Raw genomic sequence first — 3,028 nt, 5'->3', positions numbered from 1 at the left:
ACCGATGATTCGACATCATAGAGTTTTTGGTAGGCGGTGTTTTTGATGTTTTTGATCTTCTTTTCATCAGCGTTTTTTCGCTCCGGTGTTGGGATGTACACCCAGAAATTCGACCGCTTTCCTGAGTGGTATGTATGCCATCTCCTGAAAGCATACATGAGCATCTGTTAACAAAACTGACACTGTTGAATAACCCCCGTCTTCACGGGGGCAGGCTTTGTGATTAAACTCTGACTTGCTGCGGTTGGGTAAAGCGATCGCGATCGCCTATATTCTTAATCTTCCTGAGATGATTCGCCGATCGGGAAATCACTACAGCACTGATAGGGGTAATCGAGGGATTGCCCAGATAGATCAATCAGCCCGGTCTGATTCCCTGGGCTTCAGTCCGACAAGATTCATCCTGAGTTGGCGATCGCCGAGCGGGAGCATCCCCGCCGATCCGCCGATGGATTGATGGCAAACCCTCAGAGCAATTAACTCAGAACCAACGCGATCGGGGGAGTTTTGCCCTTGAGTGACTTGCCAACGGGCGATCGTTTCTGAGAAACTAGCGAATATCATTTTCAGGAGAAAGTCCGATTATGACGGCAAATAATGATGCTTCTTGGGAATTGGGACACGATCTGTATGTGCCAATTTTATATAAAGGTTCATTGGCGGGATTTTGTAGTCCTGAATATTCTGAAGAGATCGTAGAAATTTTGAATCAAGAGGAAAGACTTCGCAAAGCTTTACGCATCGCTTGTTTGGATTTGCTGCGTCAGGCTGGTGCGGATGCCGGTAAAGTCGATGCTTTGATGAAAAAATATCTGAGTCTGGCTGAACGGCCTAAGTTTGGCCCAAGAGCGATCGCCTTTCTCTTGCGGGAAAGACAACAAGATTTACAGGTCAGTACCCCAGAATTTGTCAAATTTTGCGATACTTTCAAACTCTCACCCAAAGAACTCCAAAGTATTTTTGCGGGTAAATCCATTGAGCCAAGTTTAATTTCTCCCATCGCCAGAATTTTAGGCAAAACTAATGCAGAAGTCGAAGAAGTTCTTTATGGAAAACCAGAACAAGAGTAATAGATATTTTTATAATGTTTTTGAGCAATTATTAATCGATGATTAAGGTTTGGATGTTCGATGATCCAGCGGATTTTGTTAGGGAAAGATTTACCACATAAACCTAGCCCAAGCTGGGTTTTTTTGTGGTTTTTATTGTTATTGAAGGATAAAAAAACATCCTTTTTCATTCTGTTTCATTCAAATCATCATAGTGAAATAATCAGGATTATGAATTTTTATTGATTAATAAATCCCCAGCAAATATCAAACAATATCTGTCTATAAAAAATCAAAAATATCAATTGAATTTGAGGGGATTATTGTTGGGATGAATCCGGCGATAATCCTCAAAATTCATCCCAAGAAACGAAGATTGATAATCAATCTTTTTTCTTTATTTGTTGTCTAGTGTGGTTTTAGGTTGATAGTAAACTTGTCCGCCCTCATTGGGTACAAAATGACAAGTGTTGTAAGAACGCCAAAAAGCCTCAAAGATTGAGCGTTCGGATTTACGATAGTAATCTCCTAAAATTGGTTTAATAGCCTCAGTCGCGGTTTTGAGATGGTAGTGAGGCATATTTAAGAAAATATGATGGGCAACATGGGTGCCAATATTGTGGTGGATATTGTTGATAAACCCATAATCATGGTCAATGGTGGAAAGCGCACCTTTGAGAAAATACCAATCATCACCGCGATACCAGGGGATGTCAGGATCGGTATGGTGGAGAAAGGTGACTAAATCTAGCCAAATCACGAAGACAATGTAAGGGCCGAGATAGTATTTCACCAGCCACATAAAGCCCCATTGATAGGTGAGGAAACCCAATAAGGCTACCATCAGACTCCAGCAGATCGTGCTGGTAATTACGTCCCATTTTTCCGAGGGTTTAAATAGGGGACTACCGGGCATAAAATGAGATCCACCTGGTCGTTCGGGAGAACGCTTAAATAGGTAAAGGGGATAGACCAGTAGTAATGCCCACTCAAAGCGCAAGAACTTTTCATACCAGAGCATTTGCTCATAAGTGGACTGTTTGACCGGATACCAGCTTTCATCGGTGTCCAGGTTGCCGGTGTTTTGGTGATGAGTCCGGTGACTGATTCGCCAGCCATGAAAGGGGACGAGGATGGGGGTATGGGAAAGATGACCGAAGAGGTCATTGACCCATTTATGGCGAGAGAAGGAACGATGTCCGCAGTCGTGTCCAACCACAAATAAGGCCCAGAACATGGTGCCTTGCATCAGCCAGAAGATTGGCCAGAAGAACCAGGAGTCTAGGGTGTGCGCGATCGCATATAGTCCCGCAATGATGCCCACATCCAGAAAAAAGTATGAGAGCGATCGCCATGTCGAAGGTTGAAAGCATTCGGCGGGAATCGCTGCCTTTAACTGCTGTAAAGTAAATGGCGGATTGGAAGTTTTTTTTGAGACTTCCTCTGTCCGAGGCTGGTTGAACTCGAGAGTGTTTACTTGCACTTGAATTTGGTTGTAAGTAGAAATGAAATGACAGAATTGATTTTACCTTTACATAGCTTTACAGATAGTGGGTGATAAAGTCAAAATTTTTGTTTTTTTTTACAATTTTATTTGTTGTTTGTTGTTTTTTGTTTTTTGTTTGTTATTTGTTATTTGTTGTTTGTTACAAAACGGCAATAGGGTGTAGGGCAACAGGCAGAGGTGCAGAGGGGCTTTTGGGGTGTGGGGTGTGGGGCCGCCATCGGTGTAGGGTGTAGGGTGTGGGGTGTGGGGAGTGTGGGAAGTGTGGGGAGTGTGGGGTGTGTGGGGTGTGGGGACTGTGGGGTGTGTGGGGTGTGGGGAGTGTGGGAAAAGTGATGCATTCGTAGGGGCGAATGGCCATTCGCCCGTACAAGTGAAAAGTTATGCATAAATATCACTATTCACTATTCACTATTCACTATTCACTACACCCTACACCCTACACCCTAGACCCTACACCCTACACCCTACACCC

At 43.7% G+C, this 3,028-nt stretch carries 4 protein-coding genes; 1 reads left to right on the top strand and 3 read right to left on the bottom strand.

Annotated features, from left to right (window positions below; genetic code table 11):
• Positions 1-223: 223 nt before the first annotated feature.
• Both AM228_RS36540 and AM228_RS28600 read right to left on the bottom strand, forming a co-directional pair.
• Positions 224-358: a hypothetical protein gene (locus AM228_RS36540; protein ID WP_255353289.1), complete on the bottom strand. Its 135-nt coding sequence runs from the start codon at positions 356-358 to the stop codon at positions 224-226.
• A complete protein-coding gene (locus AM228_RS28600) occupies positions 355-564 on the bottom strand; it encodes a hypothetical protein (RefSeq protein WP_054470433.1) in 210 nt (69 codons plus the stop codon). Before AM228_RS28600 ends, AM228_RS36540 begins: the two co-directional genes overlap by 4 nt.
• A gap of 20 nt (positions 565-584) precedes the next feature.
• Between AM228_RS28600 and AM228_RS28595 the strand changes: the two genes are divergently transcribed.
• Positions 585-1,070 (top strand): hypothetical protein, encoded by a 486-nt coding sequence (locus AM228_RS28595; protein ID WP_054470431.1) that lies wholly within the window; start codon positions 585-587, stop codon positions 1,068-1,070.
• 376 nt (positions 1,071-1,446) lie between these two features.
• On the opposite strand, the gene AM228_RS28590 is transcribed toward AM228_RS28595, so the two are convergent.
• Complete coding sequence (locus AM228_RS28590; protein ID WP_054470429.1) at positions 1,447-2,532, bottom strand: DUF3474 domain-containing protein; 1,086 nt, start codon at positions 2,530-2,532, stop codon at positions 1,447-1,449.
• Positions 2,533-3,028 lie beyond the last annotated feature (496 nt).

The sequence above is a fragment of the Planktothricoides sp. SR001 genome, assembly GCF_001276715.1.
GTDB classification, from domain to species: domain Bacteria; phylum Cyanobacteriota; class Cyanobacteriia; order Cyanobacteriales; family Laspinemataceae; genus Planktothricoides; species Planktothricoides raciborskii.
The sequence above is the reverse complement of the archived record's forward strand: the minus strand, read 5'-3'. Positions and strand labels throughout refer to the sequence as shown.